This is a genomic window from Cognatilysobacter terrigena (genome assembly GCF_004361065.1).
GTDB classification, from domain to species: Bacteria; Pseudomonadota; Gammaproteobacteria; order Xanthomonadales; family Xanthomonadaceae; genus Cognatilysobacter; species Cognatilysobacter terrigena.
Genome location: NZ_SELT01000001.1, coordinates 136480 through 152367, shown reverse-complemented (window position 1 = coordinate 152367; position 15888 = coordinate 136480). Strand labels below are relative to the sequence as shown.

Genomic DNA, 15888 nt, shown 5'->3' with positions numbered 1-15888 from the left:
CCCAGCCGGTAGAATTGCCGGCTTTCCGGCTCTCCGAGGAACCGCCATGCAGATCTCCAACGCCCGCGCCGTCATCACCGGCGGCGTTTCCGGCCTCGGCTTCGCCGTGGCGCAGCGCATCGTCCGCGACGGCGGCCGTGTCGCGCTGTTCGACGTCAACGAGGACAAGGGCGCCGCCGCGGTCGCCGAACTCGGCGCGGACAAGGCGAAGTTCTTCCGCACCGACGTCACCGACGAAGCCGGCGTGGTCGCGAACGTCAACGCTGCGAACCAGTTCCTCGGCGGCCTCAACGTCGCGGTGAACTGCGCGGGCATCCTCGGCTCGGGCCGCGTGCTCGGCAAGGACGGCCCGATGCCGCTCTCGCAGTTCCAGACCACGGTGATGGTGAACCTCGTCGGTTCGTTCAACGTCGCCAAGGCCGCCGCACAGGTAATGCAGGCCAACGAGGCCGGCGCCGACGGCGAGCGCGGCGTGATCATCAACACCGCGTCGGTCGCGGCCTACGAAGGCCAGATCGGCCAGGCCGCGTATTCGGCGTCGAAGGGCGGCGTGGTCGGCATGACGCTGCCGATGGCGCGCGAACTCGCGCGTTTCGGCATCCGCGTGCTGACCATCGCGCCGGGTGTGTTCTGGACGCCGATGGTCGACGGGATGCCGGAGTCCGTGCAGCAGTCGCTCGCGGCGTCGATCCCGTTCCCGTCGCGCCTGGGCAAGCCCGAGGAATTCGCCGACCTCGCGGCCTACATCCTCGGCAACACGTACCTCAACGGCGAAACCATCCGCCTCGACGGCGCGACGCGCCTCGCGCCGAAGTAAGGCATGTCGCCCGCAACCGACACTCCGAAGCGCGCGCATCGGCTGCGCGCCCTGGGCCGGACACGCTACGTGCTGCTCGTCGGCGTGGCCGGCTGGGCGTTGCCGGTTTTCGTCTGCTCGAGACTGCTGCCTGCCTGGCTCGCGGGCCACCTTGGCGAAATCACGATGCGCGAGCTTGTTGCCAGCGCAGCCATCTGGGCACTCGGTGTTGTCGCATTCGGCCTCTTCATGTGGCACGTCGGCGACGTCGCGCCACGACTCCGTCAGAACAACGAGCGAACCACGCAATGAAGGCTTACGACATCAAGAAGGGCAACGTCGTCGAACACAACGGCGGCGTGTACCAGATCCGCGACATCGAGCGCAGCAGCCCGCAGGGTCGCGGCGGCAATGTGCGCTTCCGCTTCACCATGTACAGCGTGCCGGGCGGCAACAAGCTCGATGCCTCGTTCGACGGCGATGACGACCTGCGCGAAGTCGACCTCGCGCGTCGTCAGGCGACCTTTTCGTACAAGGACGGCGATGCGTTCGTGTTCCTCGACGACGAGGACTACACGCCGTACACGCTCGACGCGGACGTCGTCGGCGACATGGCCGGCTACATCGTGCCGGACCTTTCGGGCTGCTACGTGCAGGTGATCGACGATGCACCGGTCGGTCTGCAACTCCCGCAGACGGTGACGATGGAGGTCGTCGACACCCCGCCGGAGCTCAAGGGCGGCACGGCGACGAAGCGTCCGAAGCCGGCGAAGCTGTCGACCGGCCTCGAGATCATGGTTCCGGAATACATCGGCAACGGCGAGCGGGTGCTGGTCAATACGACGACGGGCGAGTTCGCCGGCCGCGCGGACTGATCGCGACGTCGCTGCAATGCGAAGGGCCGGCAGATGCCGGCCCATTTCGTTCGAGTGATCGATCGACGGATGCGTCGATCAGCTAGCCGCGTCGCGCTCGGACTGCCGCACGCGCCACTTCATCGACATGCGCTGCACCGATTCGTCGGACGCCGGATCGCTTTCCAGCGTAGCGACATCGCGCCAGGCGAGATCCAACGACTCTTCGCTGACGACGAAATTCTCGTCATCGCCCGCGCGCACGACGTAGCGCACGTCGTAGTGCCAGTGCGCGGGGACATCGCCGCGTTCCGGAATCCAGTGGCGGTCGAGGTCGAACAGGCCAGGCTCGAGCGTCAGCCCGCCCAGGCCCGATTCCTCTTCCGCTTCCTTCAGCGCGACGCGGCCGAGGTCGCTGTCGCCGTCCGCGTGCCCCCCGAGCTGCAGCCAGCGTCCGAGCTTGCGGTGATGCGTGAGCAGCACCCGCGTACCGGCGCGGTCGACGAGCCATGCGGAGCCGGTGAAATGCCCCGCGAGGCGCTCGCGCGTGAACGGTGCGCTGTCAAGGTCGTCGAGCAGGTCGACGAAGTGCGCGACGACATCGCCCTCCTCCGGCCAGCGCTGCGCGTACGCGTGCAGATCGCTCCGCAGGCGAGCGGTGGCGGCGTGGTGCTCGAGGGCATCGTCCATACGTGACCGTCTTCAGCTGTGCAGTGCAGCATTATCCCCGTTCATTGTCTCGCCCGGCGAAACGTGACTTGTGTCCGGACTGCGGCAGCGGCTAAGGTCGGCGGGTTCCCGGGCTGCGACGTCCGGGCCTTTTCCGGGGAGTGCATCTCTAATGCTGTTCGAGCGTAGAAAGCCGCTAGACCTGATCCTCGAGACCGCTGAAAAGCGGTCGCTCAAGCGCCAGCTCGGCGCGTTCGACCTCACCATGCTGGGCATCGGCGCCGTCATCGGCACCGGCATCTTCGTGTTGACCGCCGTGGCGGCAAACAAGGCCGGCCCGGGCATGCTGTATTCGTTCGTCATCGCCGGCGTCGTCTGTGCGCTGACGGCGCTCATGTACTCGGAGATCGCGGCCATGGTGCCTGTCTCGGGGTCTGCGTACACGTACTCGTACGCCGTGCTCGGCGAGCTGATCGCGTGGATGGTCGGTTGGGCACTGATCCTCGAATACGCCGTTGCCGCGGGCGCCGTGGCCGTCGGGTGGTCGGGTTACGCGAACGGCTTCCTGCATGCGCACGGCATGGGATTACCCGCCGCCTTGCTGTCGGGTCCGTTCGACCCGGTGAAGCTGCCCGACGGCACGACCGTCACCGGTAGCTTCAACCTGATCGCGTTCCTGCTTTCCCTGCTCGTCACCTGGCTTCTCGTGATCGGCACGAGCAAGTCGGCGAAGGTGACGGCGGTACTGGTGCTGATCAAGATCGCAGCGCTCACCGCATTCGTGCTTCTGGCGTTCCCGGCCGTGAAGTCGACGAACTTCGCGCCGATGCTGCCGAATGGCTGGGGTACCCCGCTGTCGGGCGTGGGCGTACTGGGTGCGGCGGCATCGATCTTCTTCGCGTATGTCGGGTTCGACGCCGTCTCGACCGCCGCCGAAGAAACCAAGAACCCGAACCGCAACATCCCGATCGGCCTCATCGGGTCGCTCGGCGTCTGCACCGTGTTCTACCTGCTGGTTGCCTACGCCGCGGTAGGTTCGATGGGCGCACAGCCCGGCGGCGCGCTGTCGATGAGCAAGGAGCCGCTCGCGTTCGTTCTCCGCACGATCGGTTGGCCCCGCGTGGGTGACCTCGTGGCGGCGGCCGCGATCATCGCGTTGCCGTCCGTCGTGCTGATGATGATGTTCGGCCAGACGCGCATCCTGTTCACCATGGCGCGCGACGGCCTGATGCCGTCGATGTTCGCGAAGGTGCATCCCCGCTTCCACACCCCACATGTGGTGACGTGGACCACCGGCATTTTCGTGGCGTTCTTCGCCGCGCTGTTCCCGGTAAGTGCGCTGGCCGACATCTCCAACGCGGGCACGCTCTTCGCGTTCTTCATGGTGTGCACGGGCGTGATGATCCTGCGCCGCACGGAGCCGGACCGTCCGCGTCCGTTCCGTACGCCGATCGTCTGGATCGTCGGCCCGCTTGCCCTCGCCGGTTGCGTCCTGCTGTTCTTCAGCCTGGGCTGGAATCCGACCATCAAGTTCTTCTGCTTCTGGGCAGTACTGGGCCTGATCGTCTACTTCCTGTTCGCGCGCTCGCGCAGCCACCTCGCGCCGGGCAATGCACCGCTTCACGGCGGCCCGAAGCTCGAGCCGACGCCGCTCGTGCACGAGGGTCCGGAACCGGGGCCCTGAGGCCACGCGGAACCGGCACTACCGAAACGGCGCGGGCGACCGCGCCGTTTTCTTTTTGTCGACAGCGGGGCGCGGCAGCGTTGCGCTCTCGTTGGGCGCCATCGACGCGAGCTGCCCTAAACTGCGCGAATGACGAGCACCCTTCCCTACGACGCCACCCGCCTCGCGCAATGTGCGGACGAGATCATCGTCAACGTGCGTGAACTCGCGGCCCGCGGTTGGACCCCTGCGACCAGCAGCAACTTCTCGCGTCGCATGGACGCCGAGAACGTCGCCATCACCGTCTCCGGCCGCGACAAGGGCCGGCTGGTCGAAGCCGACATCATGGTCGTCGACCTCGACGGCCAGCCGGTGGCCACGACGCAGAAGTCGTCCGCCGAGACCCTGCTGCACACGCAGCTGTACAAGCGCTTCCCCGACATCGGCTGCGTGCTGCACACGCATTCGCTGAACCAGACGGTCGCGTCGCGCCTGTACGCCGCCGACGGCGCGATCCGCCTCGAGGGCTACGAGCTGCTCAAGGCCTTTGCCGGCAACACCACGCACGAAACGTCGCTCGACCTGCCCGTCCTGCCCAATTCGCAGGACATGCCCGAGCTCGCGGCGCAGGTCGAGCGCCTGCTCGACGAAGGCCCGATGTGGGGCTATCTCATCGACGGCCACGGGCTGTATGCGTGGGGCCGCGACATGGCCGAGGCGCGCCGCCACCTCGAAGCCTTCGAATTCCTGATCACCTGCGAGCTCGAGCTGCGCCGCCTCGGCACCTCGTCCGCACAACTGTCCCGGAGCGCACCATGAGCCGCCTGCGCATCTTCAACGAAGCCACGCCCGACCAGCCCGAATTCGTCGCGACGGAACTCGAGGCGATCGCTGAGAAGCTCGCGCCGATCGGCGTCGGTTTCGAACGCTGGGAAGCGAGCAAGCCGATCAAGCCCGGTGACGCGCACGACATCATCCTCGACGCCTACCGCAGCGACATCGACCGCATCGTCGCCGAGCGCGGCTTCAAGACCGTCGACGTCGTGAGCATCTCGCCGGACCACCCGAGCCGCGAGGACATGCGCAAGAAGTTCCTCGACGAGCACTTCCACAAGGAAGACGAGGTGCGCTTCTTCGTCGCGGGCTCGGGCCTGTTCACGCTGCACGTAGACGACAAGGTCTACGAGATGAAGTGCGAATCCGGCGACCTGATCTCGGTGCCGGATTCCACGCTGCACTGGTTCGACATGGGCCCGGAGCCGAGCTTCGTCGCGATCCGCTTCTTCACCGAGCCGGACGGTTGGATCGGCCATTTCACCGGCACCGACATCGCGCAGAAGTTCCCGCGCTACGAGCCCGGCCAGGCCGGATAATCGCCGCCGCGTCGCCGACAGGCCCGGCCCTGCGCCGGGCCTTCGCGTTTCACCACGGAGTTCCGCCATGCCCGTCCGCGCGATCCTCACCGACATCGAAGGCACCACGAGCAGCATCTCGTTCGTCAAGGACGTGCTGTTCCCCTACGCGCGCCGCGCCCTGCCGGGCTTCGTGCGCGAACACGGGCAGGAACCCGAGGTGCGTCGGTGGCTCGATGCCGTCGCGACCGAACAGGGCGGCGTCTGCGGCGACGACACGATCGTGGAAGTGCTGCAGGGCTGGATCGACCAGGATCGCAAGCACACCGCACTCAAGGCGCTGCAGGGCATGGTGTGGGACGCCGGCTATCGCAATGCGGACTTCACCGCGCACATGTATCCCGATGCGGCGGTCGCATTGCGGGAATGGCATGACGCGGGGTATCCGCTGTACGTCTACTCGTCGGGAAGCGTTCCGGCGCAGAAGCTGTTCTTCGGCCACAGCGATGCCGGCGACCTCACGTCGCTCGTCTCGAATTGGTACGACACCGAGATCGGCGGCAAGCGCGAGGCGGACAGCTACCGCCGCATCGCCGAATCCATCGGCATCGCACCGGGCGACCTCGTGTTCCTGTCGGACGTCGTCGAAGAACTCGACGCCGCGCGTGACGCCGGCCTGCAGACGGTGCTGCTCGATCGTCGCCAGGACTATCCGCAGCCGCGCGATGGCGAGGCGACGCATGGGCATCGCCGCGTCGAAACGTTCGCCGACGTCGGGCTGTAAACGCCGCTCAGTGCAGCGTTTCGCCGCGCAGCAGCATCTCGACGAACTGCTTCGCGCGCGCGACCCGCGTCTCCGGTCGCTTGGCGGTCTGCACGCGCCAGCAGAACGCATAGCGATTCGCGCTGGAGAGCGCTTCGAACGCGCGGCGCGCCTTTGCGTTCTTCGCCAGCAAGGTCGCAAGTTCCTCGGGCACATTGCCCGCTGACGGACCGGCATAGGCGCGTTCCCAGCGACCATCCGCCTTCGCCGCGTCGATTTCGCGCTGCCCCGCGGGACGCATTCGGCCTGCTGCGATCAGCGCCGCCGTTTTCTCGACGTTCCGCCGCGACCAGAGGCTGCGCGGGCGCCTCGGCGTGAAGCGCTGCAGGAACCAGTCGGCATCGAACGCGCGCTTCTGCCCGTCGATCCAGCCGTGGCACAACGCGACGTCCAGTGCTTCGTCGTACGTCACCGACGCGATGCCGCGACCGGCCTTCGCGATGCGCAGCCAGAGGCCACGGGCGTCCGGTGACGACTCGATCCACCGCTCGAACGTCGCGGCGTCTTCGAACGCGAGGATCGGAAGGTCGTCCGAAATCACGGCGCCGCGTCGTCGAGACGGTACGTCGTGTTGGCGTGCTGTTCGCCCTGCCACCGATCGAACGTGCGCACTTCGACGCGGTGCTCGCCCACGGCGAGGCTGGTGGGCAACGCCCCGCGCCAGAGATGCGTCGACGGTTGCGCTTCGGGCGAGCGGTCGTAGCCGCGCAGTGCGGTCGCTTCGTCGTCGCGTACGTTCTCGGCCAGCAGCCAGGGATCCGGCTGTTCGACGCGCTTCATCGGCATCCAGTCGCCGCCGTCGACACGGAATTCGGTGCGCTGCTGCGGCGTTCCCATCCAGACGTTCGCGTAGACGCCCCAGGCGGGATACGCGCCGTGGCGAAGCACTCGCGGGGCGTGCAGGTGCATCGCGCGCGTGAGTTCGCCGGACTGGGCGGTGACGCCCGCCCGCTGCCACGCGAGCTTGTAGGCGCCATCGCGTCCAACGGCGAGTCGCGCGGTACCGTTCGGCGTACCGTCCGGCATCGTCGAATCCGGCACCCCCTCCGCGTTCTTGACGCCCGACCAGTACGCGCCGCAGGCCGCGCCGGCGTTGTATTCGTGCAGCGGAGACGCGCCGTGCCAGCCGGTCGCCGCGTCGTGGAAGAACTGGCGTTGCACGTGTCCGTGGCCGCTGAGCACGAGCACGTGCGGCACGTCCTTCAGCAGCGCGAAGAGACGTTCGCGGTCTGCGGTGCGGAACGTCTCGCCGCCGTCGGGAAACAGCGGGATGTGCACCGCGATCACGAGCAACCGCTTCGGATCGTGGGTGGGGATGTACTGCTGCAGGAAGGCGAACTGGTCGTCGCGCAGGCCCCCGACGTACGCCGGCTTCTGGCCGGGCCGCGAGATCACGTCGTCGAGCACCACGAAATCCGCGCGCGGCTCCTCCCACGCGTACGTGTCGGGTCCGAACTGCTGGCGGAACGTGAGCAGCGCGTCTTCGTCGCGCGTCGCATCGGTGTCGACATCGTGATTGCCGGCGACGTGCAGCCACGGCGCGCCGAGGCGCGTCGTCACTTCAGTGATCGCGGGATAGAGCGAGAGATCGTCGCTGGTGACGTCGCCCAGCGTCACGCCGAGATCCGCGGCCGGCTTGCCGTCGCGACGACGCAGCGGCTCGACGATGTCACGCGCGTAATAGCCGACGTCGACCTGCGACTTCGTCTGCGTGTCGGCGAACACCAGCACGTCGAGGTCCGCATCGCGACGCGGCGTGCGGCGCAGGCCGAACGACGGACAGCGCGTCCCCGCATCCCGCAGTCCCCCGTAGCGCAATGCGGGCGACTCTGGGTGAGGCGCGTGTGCCCAGAACAGCGGCAGGCCGTCCGCGCGACGCGGTGCGTCGTAACCGGCTGGCTTGATGACGAACAGCGTGCGGCCGGTCTCGGCGGGCAACGCGAATCGGCCGTCGTCTGCGCTGGTGACGATGCGCACGCCATCCGACACGCGCACGCCGGCGATTCCGGGCTCGTTCCCATCGCGACGTCCGTTGCCGTTGCGGTCCTCGTAGACGGCGCTGTCGCAGGTCGCAGGCGTCTGCGCGTGCGCGCTCGCCGCGGACACGAGCAATGCGAGCGCGAGGATCGTACGGGTCATGGTGGCCTCCGGGAGCAGCCGGAAGCCTAGCAGTTGCCGTCGCTTCGCCGTTTACGCGGCGGGCGCGTGGCGGGCCCGCAGCACGTCGACGGCATCCGCCAGCGACAGACCCCGCGCGCGCAGTAGCACGGTGAGGTGGTACAGCAGGTCCGCGGACTCGCCGAGCAGCGCTTCGTCGTCCTGCACAACGCCTGCGAGTGCGGTTTCCACGCCCTCCTCGCCCACCTTCTGCGCGATGCGTCGCACGCCGGCATCGAACAGCTTCGTCGTGTAGCTGCCTTCGGGGCGTTGTGCCTCGCGCTGTTCGATCAGCGCATCGAGCTGCGCGAGGAAGTCGCCGGGCGCGTCCGGGAAGCAGCTCGTGCGTTCGAGATGGCAGGTTGGGCCGTGCGGGTGCGCGAGCACGAGCAACGTGTCGGCGTCGCAGTCCAGGCGTATGTCGACGACATCGAGCACGTGTCCCGAGGTCTCGCCCTTCGTCCAGCGGCGGCCGCGCGTGCGGCTGAAGAAGGTCGCTTGGCGCGTCGCCAACGTGTGCGCGAGTGCATCGCGGTCCATCCAGCCGACCATGAGCACGCGCAGGGTGCGCGCATCCTGCACGACCGCCGGCACCAGCCCGTCCTGCTTGGACCAGTCGACGGCCTCGATGTCGAAGGTGACGGGCTCAGACACGCCGCACCTCGATGCCGGCGTCGGCGAGTTCGCGCTTCAGTTCAGGAATGCGCACCGCGCCGGAGTGGAACACGCTGGCGGCGAGCGCACCGTCGACGTCGGCGTCGCGGAACACACCCGCAAAGTGCGACGCCTCGCCCGCGCCGCCGGACGCTACCAGAGGCACGCGACACGACGCGCGCGCCGCCTGCAGTTGCTCGATGTCGTAGCCACGACGCACGCCATCGCTGCCCATGCAGTTCAGCACCACCTCGCCTGCGCCGCGGTCCTGCGCCTCGGCGATCCAGTCCAGCGTTCGGCGAGGCAACGCGCGCGTTCGCGACGGATCGCCGGTGTACTGCCGGACTCGCCATTCGCCGTCCTCGTCACGCAGGCTGTCGACGCCGACCACGACGCATTGCACGCCGAAGGCTGCCGCGAGTTCATCGATGAGTGCCGGTCGATCGAGTGCCGGCGTGTTGACCGACACCTTGTCGGCGCCGGCGTGCAACACCGCACGCGCATCGTCGACCGAGCGAATGCCGCCGGCGACGCAGAACGGAATATCGATCAGCGGCGCGACACGCTCGACCCAACCGCGGTCGACGCTGCGACCTTCCGGGCTTGCCGTGATGTCGTAGAACACGAGCTCGTCCGCACCGTCGTCGCGATAGCGCAGCGCGAGCTCGACGATGTCGCCCATGTCGACGTGGTCGCGGAAGCGCACGCCCTTGACGACGCGTCCGTCGCGCACGTCGAGGCACGGGATGATGCGGCGGCTCAGCATGCGTCGGCCTCGACCGGGCCGAGCGCATCCGCGAGTTCGAAGCGGCCGTCCAGCAGCGCCTTGCCGAGCACTGCACCCGCGCAACCGGCGGCGCGTGCGGCGCGGATGTCCGCGACGTCACGGATGCCGCCCGAGGCCTGCAGCGCGACACGCGGGGCGTGCGTCAGGATCTCGCCGTACAGCGCGATGTTCGGGCCAGCGAGCATGCCGTCGCGACCGATGTCGGTGCACAGCAGGTGGCGCAGGCCGGTGCCGAGGTAGAGCGACAAAAGGAACGGCAGCGATGTGCCGTCGTTGTGCGTCCAGCCCGCGGTTGGCAGGCGCCACTCGCCTTCGACCTCGCGCGTGTCGAGCGCCACCGTGATGCGATCGCTGCCGTGCCGCTCGATCCAGCTTGCGACGGTCGACGGCTCGCGCACGGCGAGCGAGCCGACCACCACGCGATCGGCACCGGCGTCGAACAGACGCAGCAGATCATCTTCGCTGCGCACGCCGCCACCGGTCTGCACGCGCAGCGAGGTGTCGCGCTTGATGCGGCCCAGCAGGTCGCGGATCGAGTAGCCGCCATCGCGTGCGGCATCCAGGTCGACCAGGTGCAGCCACGCCGCACCCGCGGTCGCATAGCGCTGGGCAACGACGATCGGATCGTCCGCGTAGCGCGTCTCCTGGGCGTAGTCGCCCTGGCGCAACCGGACGACGCGCCCGTCGCGCACGTCGATCGCCGGGTAGACGGTGAAATCGCTCATGCCGACACCTTCAGGAAGTTCTCGAGAATCCGCGCGCCTGTCGTCGCCGAGCGCTCGGGATGGAACTGCGCACCCATGCGATTGCCCGATCGCACGACCGCGGCGAATCGCTCGCCGTGCGTGCAGGCGGCGAGCGTGTCGCTGGTGACCGGCGCGGCGTAGCTGTGCACGAAGTACGCGCTGTCGGTGTCGTCAACGCCGTTGAGCAGCGCATCGTCACGAAGACGCTCCAGCGTGTTCCAGCCCATGTGCGGCACGCGAACGCCGTCGCCACCCGCGAGTCGACGAACGCGGCCGCCGAGCAGCCCGAGGCATTCGACATCGCCCTCTTCCGACGATTCGAAGAGCAATTGCATACCCAGGCACACGCCGAGCAACGGCTGTCGCAGCGAACGGACGCACTCGACGAGGCCAAGTTCACGCAGCCGCGCCATGCCCGCTGCGGCAGCGCCGACGCCCGGCAACACGACGCGCTCCGCGGACGCGATCTCACTCGCATCGGCACTGAATCGCGCGGTCACGCCGAGGCGCTCGAACGCATAACGCACGGAGCCGATGTTCGCGCCGCCGGCATCGATCAGCACGACGTCCATCAGAGAGCGCCCTTGGTCGACGGCAGCTCGCGGCCGCTGCGCGCCAGCGCGGGACGCAACGCACGCGCGACCGCCTTGAAGCAGGCCTCGACCTTGTGGTGATCGTTGTCGCCGCGAACGCGCAGGTGCAGGTTGAGCCCCGCCGTCTCGCACAGCGAACGGAAGACGTGCGGCACGAGCTCGGTCGGCAGGTCGCCGACGCGCTCGCGGCGGAAGTCGCCGTCGAATACGAAGTACGGACGGCCGGAGAAGTCGAGCGCGGCGGTCGCGAGCGATTCGTCCATCGGCAGCGTGAACGTGTAGCGCGTGCTGTCGGTCGCGTCCACGTCGACGCCCGCAGCGCCGTAGCGACCGATGCCGCGCTTATCGCCCAGCGCCTCGCGCAGGGCCTGTCCGAGCGCCAGTGCCGAGTCCTCGACCGTGTGATGCTCGTCGATATGCAGGTCGCCCTCGCACGTGAGCGACAGCGCGAAACCGCCGTGCTTGCCGAGCTGCTCGAGCATATGGTCGTAGAAGCCGAGGCCCGTGCGCACCTTAGGCTCCGCAGCGCGGTCGAGATCGACCTCGACGACGATGCGTGTCTCCTTGGTGGTGCGTTCGACCCGCGCGCGTCGCGGCACATCGACGAGTTCGTGCGCGATGCCCGTCCAATCCCACTCGCCGCCGAACTGTGGCGTGCGCAGCTGGAACGCGCGGATGCCGAGGTTGTCGGCGAACTGCACGTCCGTCGGCCGGTCGCCCACCATCGCCGAGCGCGACCAGTCGATCGAGCGGTCCTTCAGGTACGACGTCACCAGACCGATCTGCGGCTTGCGCGTGGGCGAGTTCTCCGCGGGGAAGCTCGTGTCGATCAGCACGTCGCGGAATCGGATGCCTTGGCTTTCGAACAGCTGCATCATCAGGTCGTGCGGGCCGTCGAACGTCTCGCGCGGGTATGCGTCCGTGCCCAGGCCGTCCTGGTTGGAGACGATGACGAACTCGTACCCGGCATCGCGCAAGCGCAGCATCGCCGGCACGACATCGCGCACGAAGCGCAGTTTGTCGAAGCGGTCGATCTGGAAGTCCGAAGGCTCTTCGATGAGCGTGCCGTCACGGTCGACGAACAGGATCGGCGTGCTCATGCGACCGCTCCCACGAGGGCGGCAATCACGCGATCGTTCTCGTCCGGGCGGCCGACCGTGATGCGCAGGGCATCGCCGAGGCCCGGCTGTGCGCGGACGTCACGCACCACGACGCCGGCGGCGAGCAGTGCATCGAAAGCGGACTGCGCGTCATCGAAGCGCGCCAGTACGAAGTTGGACGACGACGGGTAGACGCATCGCATGCCGGGCGCTTCACGAAGGGCTTCGGCGAGGCGTTCACGTTCCCGCACGCTTGCGGTGACGCGTGCGCGGGTCGTGGCCAAAGGTTCATCGGCCAGCGCACGCTCGACCAGCGTCACGCAGGGCGCGGGCAATGGATACGGCGCCTGGCAGCGTCGCAGCACGGCGATGAGGTCCGCATCGCCGATCGCCACGCCGAGCCGAACGCCCGCGAGCGCATGCGCTTTCGACAGCGTGCGCAGGACGACGATGTTTGACCGCTCAGCCTGGAGCGTGATCGCGGACGGCGCGGAGGCGAACTCCTGGTAGGCCTCGTCGACGACCACGATCGCGCGGCCGTCGAGGCGTTCGGCCAGCGTGCGGACGGCGTCGAGCGGCACGATGTCGCCCGTGGGGTTGCCGGGCGAGCACAGGAATACGAGCGTCGCGTTGCTCGCGAGCGCGGCGTCCGCGACGGCGTCGATATCGCACCGGAAAGCGCGGCCGTCGTCCACCAGAGGCACGTCGACCACGCGTGCGCCGTGCAGCTTCGCGCTGACGGCGTACATGCCGAAGGTCGGCGACGTGATGACGATCGCGCCCTGTCCCGGTGTGCAGAACGCGCGGACCAGGAGGTCGATCGCTTCGTCGCTACCCCGCCCTGCGAGCAGCTGCTCCGGGCGACAGTCGTAGAGCGCGGCGAGGCGCGTGCGCAGTGTTTCCGGCTGCGGATCCGGGTAGCGCCGAACGCCGCCGTCATCGGCCGCGTTCGGCCATGCGGCTTCATTGGCGTTGAGCCAGACGTCGCCGACGAGGCGATCGCTGCGCGCGGAGCGATAGCCCGCGAAATCGCGCAGGTCGGCGCGAATTAGGTCGACGGGCGCGCTCATGCGAGTGCATCCAACCGCAGCGCGACGGCATTGCGGTGCGCGTCCAGTCCTTCGGCGCGCGCGAGCTCAACGGCGCACGGCCCGATGGCGGCCAAACCATTCCGCGCGACTTCCTGCACGGTCATCGCGACCTGGAAGCTCGCCACGCTCAGCCCGCCGGTGTAGCGCGCGGCGCCGCCGGTTGGCAGCACGTGGTTGGTGCCGCTGCAGTAGTCGCCCAGCGCTTCGGGCGCCCAGTCGCCAAGGAACACCGAACCTGCAGCTTCGACGCGATCGAGCCAACGACGCGACTCGCGCAAAGCGAGGATGAGGTGCTCGGGTGCGTACGCGTTGCTGACGTCGAACGCATCGTCGAGCGAGTCGACTTCGATCAGGCGCGATGCAGCGAGCGCGCCGCGTGCGATGTCGGCACGCGGAAGATCGGCCAGCTGACGTTCGATCTCGATGGCGACGTCGGCGAGAACGGTGGCGTCGTCGCTGACGAGGATGACCTGCGAGTCACGGCCATGCTCGGCCTGCGACAGCATATCGGCGGCGACGAACGATGCATTGCAGCCGCGATCAGCAATGACCAGCACTTCCGACGGGCCCGCTGGCATGTCGATCGCCGCGCCGCCTTCGGTCATCGAGACCTGTCGCTTGGCTTCGGTCACCCAGCCGTTGCCGGGACCGAATAACTTGTCGCACTTCGGAACCGAAGCCGTGCCGAAGGCCATTGCAGCGATGGCCTGCACGCCGCCGACGGCGAATACGCGGCGGACGCCGCAGCGTCGCGCCGCGTACAGGACGGCCGGATCGACGCTTCCGTCGCGACGCGGCGGCGAACACAGCACGACCTCGGCGCATCCCGCGAGCTGCGCGGGTACGCCGAGCATCAGCGCCGTCGACGGCAGCGGCGCGGAGCCCGCGGGCACGTACAGGCCGACGCGGCGGATCGGCCGCAGGATGCGTTCGCATCGCACGCCGGGCGCGGTGTCGAGCGCGACCGGCTGCGCCATCGAGGCTTCGTGGAAGGCGCGGATGCGTTTCGCGGCTTCGTCGATGGCGCGCTTGAGCTCGACGGGCAACGCTGCCTCCGCTTCGTCGAAGGCAGCAGCATCGACTTCGAACCGATCGAGCTCGATGCCGTCGAAGCGCGATGTCAGCGCACGCAACGCGACGTCGCCATCCCGTCGAACCTGCGCGATCAATGCGGCGACCGACGCCGTGACGTCGTCCGCGACGATCTGTGCGGGACGACGCAGGAGTTCCCCGCGCGCCGCGGCGTCGAGGTCGGACCAACGCACGCGCTTCATGCCAGCATGCTCTCAACCGGCAGGACCATCAGGCCCTGCGCGCCGGCGCGCTTGAGATCTTCGAGCCGCTGCCACGTCAGGCGTCCGTGGCAGAGCGCCTGCAACGCGAGGCGATCGGCGCCGTCGACCTGCAGCACCGTCGGCGATTCGGCGTCCGGCAGCAGCGGAAGCAGACGCGGAATCGCAGCGCGTTCGGCCTGGAACATAAGCAGCCGGCTGTGACGCGTGCGCAGCGCGCCGTCGAGGCGGCGCAGCAGAAGTTCGGCCAGCAGCGCGCGCTCACCCTCGAATTCGGCGACCGGGCCCGCCAGGACGGCTTCGCTGTCGAGCAGTGTCGTGACGGGCTTGAGCTGGTTGGCCGCGAGCGTCGCGCCGCTGGATACGAGGTCGCAGATGAGATCGGCCTGGCCGAGGCGCGGCGCGATTTCGACCGAACCGGACAGCGTGACGACATCGGCGTCGATGCCCTGCTCCGCAAGCCAGTTGCGCAACAGCGCGGGATAGCTCGTCGCGATGCGTCGATTCGCGAGCTGCCCGGCGCCGCGCCACTCCCAATCGTCCGGCACCGCGAGCGCGAGGCGGCAGCCGCCGAAGCCGAGCGGCACGAGTTCGCGGAACGCGGGCGCGACGCCGTTCTGGCGGCGGTCGAGATCCTGCTCGGCGAGCACGTTGCGCCCGACGATGCCGAGATCGCACACACCGTCGGCGATGAGGCCCGGAATGTCGTCGTCGCGCACGAGCAGCAGGTCGATCGGCAGTGCTTCGCCGTAGCAGAACAGGCGATCTCGACTCTCGCGCCAGCTCAGGCCGCATGCGCCGAGCAGTGCACGCGCGGGATCGGCGAGCCGCCCGGACTTCTGGATAGCGATGCGCAGGCGATCGCGGGATTCGGTGGAAGCGCTCATGCGTTCTCTTTGCGGGGCTTGCGGGCGAGGCGTTTGGTGGCGATGCGATAGCCGCCGGTGCCGTGTTCGAGGGTTCGGGCGACGCGTCCGATCGTGGTGACGCTGACCTTCGTCTCGTCGTGGATCTCGCGATACGGCACGCGGTCCTGCAAGTAGGGCACGACGCGCCAGCGGTCGCTCATCGCCTCGAGTTCGGCGGGCGTGCAGAGGTCTTCGAGGAACGCGAGCACCTCATCGCCGGTCCGCAGCGTGGCGAAGGCTTCGGCAAGGAGTTCCAGGGACAGCTGCTTTTCGGCGTCATCGAGCGGCGGGCGTCGCTTCATCGGTCGCTTTAATGTGTTAGCGTGTTAATACATTAAAGCGACGGTCGGCCCGGGTCAACCGGCGAAAACGCGAACGGGCCGGAGGTCGTCCGGCCCGTTCA

19 protein-coding genes are annotated in these 15888 nt (G+C 68.4%); 7 read left to right on the top strand and 12 right to left on the bottom strand.

The window, feature by feature from the left end; all coding sequences use genetic code 11:
- Window positions 1-46: 46 nt before the first annotated feature.
- Genes EVS83_RS00770 through yeiP form a run of 3 tightly spaced genes read left to right on the top strand, consistent with a single transcriptional unit; the run spans window position 47 to window position 1671 of the window.
- Entirely contained in the window at window positions 47-817 is a 771-nt protein-coding gene (locus tag EVS83_RS00770) for an SDR family NAD(P)-dependent oxidoreductase (protein ID WP_133498566.1), read from the top strand.
- Window positions 818-820: 3 nt separating this feature from the next.
- Window positions 821-1108 (top strand): hypothetical protein, encoded by a 288-nt coding sequence (locus EVS83_RS00765; RefSeq protein ID WP_133498563.1) that lies wholly within the window; start codon window positions 821-823, stop codon window positions 1106-1108.
- Window positions 1105-1671, top strand: coding sequence for an elongation factor P-like protein YeiP (gene yeiP, locus EVS83_RS00760; protein WP_133498561.1), 567 nt, complete (start codon window positions 1105-1107; stop codon window positions 1669-1671). The genes EVS83_RS00765 and yeiP overlap by 4 nt, the downstream gene beginning before the upstream one ends.
- 78 nt (window positions 1672-1749) lie before the next feature.
- On the opposite strand, the gene EVS83_RS00755 is transcribed toward yeiP, so the two are convergent.
- Window positions 1750-2340: an NUDIX hydrolase gene (locus EVS83_RS00755; protein ID WP_133498559.1), complete on the bottom strand. Its 591-nt coding sequence runs from the start codon at window positions 2338-2340 to the stop codon at window positions 1750-1752.
- Between the two features lie 151 nt (window positions 2341-2491).
- On the opposite strand from EVS83_RS00755, the gene EVS83_RS00750 reads away from it, so the two are divergent.
- The 4 genes from EVS83_RS00750 to mtnC all read left to right on the top strand — a co-directional run bounded on the left by EVS83_RS00750 (window position 2492) and on the right by mtnC (window position 6118).
- Window positions 2492-4003 (top strand): amino acid permease, encoded by a 1512-nt coding sequence (locus EVS83_RS00750; RefSeq protein WP_133498557.1) that lies wholly within the window; start codon window positions 2492-2494, stop codon window positions 4001-4003.
- A gap of 129 nt (window positions 4004-4132) precedes the next feature.
- Complete coding sequence (locus tag EVS83_RS00745; protein ID WP_133498556.1) at window positions 4133-4801, top strand: methylthioribulose 1-phosphate dehydratase; 669 nt, start codon at window positions 4133-4135, stop codon at window positions 4799-4801.
- Window positions 4798-5355, top strand: a complete 558-nt coding sequence (locus EVS83_RS00740) for a 1,2-dihydroxy-3-keto-5-methylthiopentene dioxygenase (protein WP_133498553.1) — start codon at window positions 4798-4800, stop codon at window positions 5353-5355. The genes EVS83_RS00745 and EVS83_RS00740 overlap by 4 nt, the downstream gene beginning before the upstream one ends.
- A 67-nt stretch (window positions 5356-5422) precedes the next feature.
- Window positions 5423-6118 (top strand): acireductone synthase, encoded by a 696-nt coding sequence (gene mtnC, locus EVS83_RS00735; RefSeq protein WP_133498551.1) that lies wholly within the window; start codon window positions 5423-5425, stop codon window positions 6116-6118.
- A gap of 7 nt (window positions 6119-6125) precedes the next feature.
- On the opposite strand, the gene EVS83_RS00730 is transcribed toward mtnC, so the two are convergent.
- The 11 genes from EVS83_RS00730 to EVS83_RS00680 are packed head-to-tail and all read right to left on the bottom strand — an operon-like array spanning window position 6126 to window position 15787.
- Window positions 6126-6698, bottom strand: a complete 573-nt coding sequence (locus EVS83_RS00730; RefSeq protein ID WP_246022726.1) for a YdeI/OmpD-associated family protein — start codon at window positions 6696-6698, stop codon at window positions 6126-6128.
- A complete protein-coding gene (locus EVS83_RS00725) occupies window positions 6695-8296 on the bottom strand; it encodes a calcineurin-like phosphoesterase C-terminal domain-containing protein (protein WP_133498547.1) in 1602 nt (533 codons plus the stop codon). Before EVS83_RS00725 ends, EVS83_RS00730 begins: the two co-directional genes overlap by 4 nt.
- A 51-nt stretch (window positions 8297-8347) precedes the next feature.
- Window positions 8348-8968, bottom strand: coding sequence for a bifunctional phosphoribosyl-AMP cyclohydrolase/phosphoribosyl-ATP diphosphatase HisIE (gene hisIE, locus EVS83_RS00720; protein WP_133498545.1), 621 nt, complete (start codon window positions 8966-8968; stop codon window positions 8348-8350).
- Entirely contained in the window at window positions 8961-9734 is a 774-nt protein-coding gene (hisF, locus tag EVS83_RS00715) for an imidazole glycerol phosphate synthase subunit HisF (RefSeq protein WP_133498543.1), read from the bottom strand. The genes hisIE and hisF overlap by 8 nt, the downstream gene beginning before the upstream one ends.
- Window positions 9728-10480 (bottom strand): 1-(5-phosphoribosyl)-5-[(5-phosphoribosylamino)methylideneamino]imidazole-4-carboxamide isomerase, encoded by a 753-nt coding sequence (locus tag EVS83_RS00710; RefSeq protein ID WP_133498542.1) that lies wholly within the window; start codon window positions 10478-10480, stop codon window positions 9728-9730. The genes hisF and EVS83_RS00710 overlap by 7 nt, the downstream gene beginning before the upstream one ends.
- Entirely contained in the window at window positions 10477-11076 is a 600-nt protein-coding gene (hisH, locus tag EVS83_RS00705; protein WP_133498945.1) for an imidazole glycerol phosphate synthase subunit HisH, read from the bottom strand. Before hisH ends, EVS83_RS00710 begins: the two co-directional genes overlap by 4 nt.
- A complete protein-coding gene (gene hisB, locus EVS83_RS00700) occupies window positions 11073-12194 on the bottom strand; it encodes a bifunctional histidinol-phosphatase/imidazoleglycerol-phosphate dehydratase HisB (protein ID WP_133498540.1) in 1122 nt (373 codons plus the stop codon). The genes hisH and hisB overlap by 4 nt, the downstream gene beginning before the upstream one ends.
- On the bottom strand, window positions 12191-13264 hold the full coding sequence (hisC, locus tag EVS83_RS00695) for a histidinol-phosphate transaminase (protein ID WP_133498538.1): 1074 nt from the start codon (window positions 13262-13264) through the stop codon (window positions 12191-12193). The genes hisB and hisC overlap by 4 nt, the downstream gene beginning before the upstream one ends.
- The gene (gene hisD, locus EVS83_RS00690) at window positions 13261-14559 is read right to left on the bottom strand and encodes a histidinol dehydrogenase (RefSeq protein ID WP_133498536.1); all 1299 of its coding nucleotides are present in this window, start codon (window positions 14557-14559) and stop codon (window positions 13261-13263) included. Before hisD ends, hisC begins: the two co-directional genes overlap by 4 nt.
- Window positions 14556-15464, bottom strand: a complete 909-nt coding sequence (gene hisG, locus EVS83_RS00685; protein ID WP_133498534.1) for an ATP phosphoribosyltransferase — start codon at window positions 15462-15464, stop codon at window positions 14556-14558. Before hisG ends, hisD begins: the two co-directional genes overlap by 4 nt.
- A complete protein-coding gene (locus EVS83_RS00680; protein WP_115646722.1) occupies window positions 15461-15787 on the bottom strand; it encodes a YerC/YecD family TrpR-related protein in 327 nt (108 codons plus the stop codon). The genes hisG and EVS83_RS00680 overlap by 4 nt, the downstream gene beginning before the upstream one ends.
- Window positions 15788-15888 lie beyond the last annotated feature (101 nt).